2 protein-coding genes are annotated in these 3,169 nt (G+C 67.0%); both read right to left on the reverse strand.

The window, feature by feature from the left end:
- Positions 1-2,531 (reverse strand): condensation domain-containing protein (locus tag QRN67_RS33045; protein WP_285415292.1); only part of this gene is annotated, 2,531 nt, incomplete at its 3' end.
- A gap of 96 nt (positions 2,532-2,627) precedes the next feature.
- Positions 2,628-3,169: phosphopantetheine-binding protein (locus tag QRN67_RS33050; protein ID WP_285415294.1), on the reverse strand; the 542-nt coding region annotated here is incomplete at its 5' end.

Consider the following 3,169-nt stretch of genomic DNA (forward strand, 5'->3'; position numbering starts at 1 on the left):
CCCGCGGGGCCGTGGGGGTTGGCCACGAAGCGCTCGGCGCTCAGGGCCGGGCGGTTGAGGTAACCGAGTGCGATGAAGTCGCTGCAGATGGCCAGTTCGCCGAACACATCGGTGGGCTGGCCGTCCGGGTCGAGCAGCGCGATCTGGGTCGATTCGACGGGATGGCCGATCGGCAGGCGCATGCCGTTCGAGTTCGTCTGCGCGTCGGCGAAGAACTGCACCGTCACCGTCGATTCGGTTGGCCCCAGGCCATTGACGAGCAGGCAGTGCGGCTCGAAATGCTTCCGCAGCAGATCGAGGTCGGTTGGCGTGGCCTCCTCGCCGCCCAGGACCACCAGCCTCGTCGCGGCGGCCTTCTGTCCATGCAGTCCCATGGCCCCGAGGCGGAACACCGTGGGTGTCGAATGCCAGACCGTGATCTGATGCCGATGGATCCACTCGCGGATCTGGGTGAATCCCGTTTCCCGCAGATCGAGGATGTGCAGCGAGGCACCGTTCAGCAGTGCCCCGTAGATGTCCATCACCGACGCGTCGAAGCCATAGGAGCTGAACAGCGTCAGCCTGTCGGCCGCGCTCAGGTGAAGCGCATTGGTGTAGGTGGCCATGAAGTGCAGGACGTTGCGGTCGATCTGCACCACCCCCTTGGGCTGTCCGGTCGTGCCCGAGGTGTATAGGATGTAGGTGGGGGTGAGGGGATCGCGATGCACCTCGCAGCGCTCGGCTGGCGCGATGGTCGACGGATCGAGAACGGGCACATGCCGTTCGGCCCCGATGCTACTGGCAAGCGTCGTCAGAGCGGACTCGCAGAGCAGTGCTTCCCCTTCCGAATCCGCCAGCATGAACCGCAGCCGTTCCACCGGATGGAGGGGGTCCAGGGGCACGTAGGTCTTCCCCGCCTTCAGGACCCCGAGCATGGCGGCGATCATCTCCGCGCCATGCCCGAACAGCAGCATCACGCGGCCGGGGCCCCGGCCGAGGCTTTGGCGCAGCGCGTGAGCGATCCCGTTGGCCTTGCGGTCGAGGTCGGAATAGCTCCAGACAGCATCCTCGTGCGTGATGGCGATGGCCGCGGGGTCGCGTCGCACCTGCACTTCGAAGCGCGCCGTCAGCGATTGTTCGATGTCTTCTCGCGTGAACCGCGTGTAGGGCTGCGTGGGCCGCGGGCCGCTTGACGCCGGCGCGGCGGAAGAAGCCGGGGAGGGCAGCGGAATCTGGAACAGACGGGTGCCCGGATGGGCAGCGACTGCCCGCAGCACCGACTTCAGATGCTCGAGCATCCATGTCACGGTGGCGCGGTCGAAGAGATCGCTCGAAAATTCGACGCGGCCCGAGATGCCGTTCAAGTCGCCTTGTGCGTTGCGCTCCTCCCACAGCGTGAAGGACAAGTCGAGCTTGGCCGAGTGGATGGCGATCGGTTCGAAGGCCGTCTCGATCCCGGGCAGCTCGACACGGGCCCTTGCGTTGTTCTGGAAGATCAGCGTGACCTGGAACAGCGGGTGGCGCGCCATGGAGCGCACGGGGTTGAGCACCTCCACCAGGCGTTCGAACGGAAGGTCCTGGTGCTCGTAGGCGTTGAGGTTGATTTCCCGCACGCGCCGCAGCAGTTCGCTGAAGCTCGGATTGCCCGAGGTGTCGGTGCGCAGCACGAGGGTGTTGAGGAAGAAACCGACGAGATCGTTGAGCGCCTCGTCGGTGCGTCCCGCGATCGGGCAGCCCAGGGGAATGTCCGTGCCTGCGCCCAGGCGGGTCAACAGCGTGGCAAGGGCGGCCTGCAGCACCATGAAGAGGCTGGCCTGTCCCTGGCGCGCGAGCGCCGTCAACCCCTGGTGCAGCTGCGCATCGAGCTGGAACGCAATGCTCTCGCCGCGGTGGCTGGATACCGCAGGCCGGGGACGGTCGGCGGGCAGCTCGAGCTGTTCGGGCAGGTCGGAAAGGGTCTTCTTCCAATAAGCCAACTGGCGGGCGCCGGCGCTGTGCGGATCGCTTTCGTCGCCGAGCAGTTCGCGTTGCCAGAGGGTGTAGTCGGCGTACTGCACCGGCAGCGGTTCCCAGGCGGGCGGCTTGCCTTGGCGGCGCGCTGCATAGGCGGTGGACAGATCGCGCACCAGCGGTGCGAGCGACCAGCCGTCGCTGGCGATGTGGTGGCACAGCAGCAGCAGCACGTGCTGCCGGGGATCGACGCGCAGCAGCCAGGCGCGAAACGGGATCTCACGCGTCAGCTCGAAGCAGTGGTCGGCGGCCTCGGCGAGGCGTGCGGCGAGCGTGGCTTCCGAGACCTGGGCTTCTTCCAGAATGAAATGTGCTCTCTCCGGAGGAAGAATGATCTGCTGCGGCTCGTCGTCCGTGTCGGGGAAGATGGTCCGCAGGCTCTCGTGGCGTGCGATCAGATCTTCGAGGGCGAGGCGCAGTGCTGTGCCGTCGAGCTCGCCTTTCAGTCGCAGGGCCAACGGAAGGTTGTACGTGGCATTGGCACCGTCGAGACGGTGCAGGAACCACAGGCGCTGCTGAGCGAAGGAAAGAGGAATCATCATCGGATCGGACCAGGGTGTTGGGTTGCGCCGTCGTTCGACGGCTGCGCGGGGAATGGGAGACGCAGCGGCGTCATCGGTCTGTCGGGTTGGTGAGGCTCAGGCCGTGAGTGCTCCTTGCGTGGCGTCGGGATGCTGTTCACGGCGCATGGGACGCAATGGCTTGCGTGCCGCGGGCGCCTCGCTGAGCCTGTGGGCCAGTTGTTCAACAGTGGGCGCCTCGAACAGCGTGCGGATGGCCAGCTCCACGCCCAGCGCGGAGCGGATGCGGCTGATGAGCTTGGTGGCCAGCAGGGAGTGGCCGCCGAGGTCGAAGAAGTTGTCGTCGATGCCGATCTGCGGGAGGTGCAGGATCTCGGCGAAGAGGGCCGCGAGGATCTCCTCCTGGGGCGTGCGCGGCGCGCGGATGCTCTGGGGCGTGAAGTCGGGCGCGGGCAGTGCCTTGCGGTCGAGCTTGCCGTTGGGTGTCAGCGGCAGTGCGGGCAGGACCACGATGGCCGCGGGGACCATGTAGTCGGGCAGGGACTCCGACAGGGCGCGGCGCAGCGCGGCCGTGTCGATGAGGGCATCGGCAGACTCGGCCACCACGTAGCCCACGAGCTGCTTGTGGCCGGGAGTGTCCTCGCGTGCGATGACGGCGG

This window comes from Variovorax sp. efr-133-TYG-130, from assembly GCF_030208835.1.
Taxonomy (GTDB): domain Bacteria; phylum Pseudomonadota; class Gammaproteobacteria; order Burkholderiales; family Burkholderiaceae_C; genus Variovorax.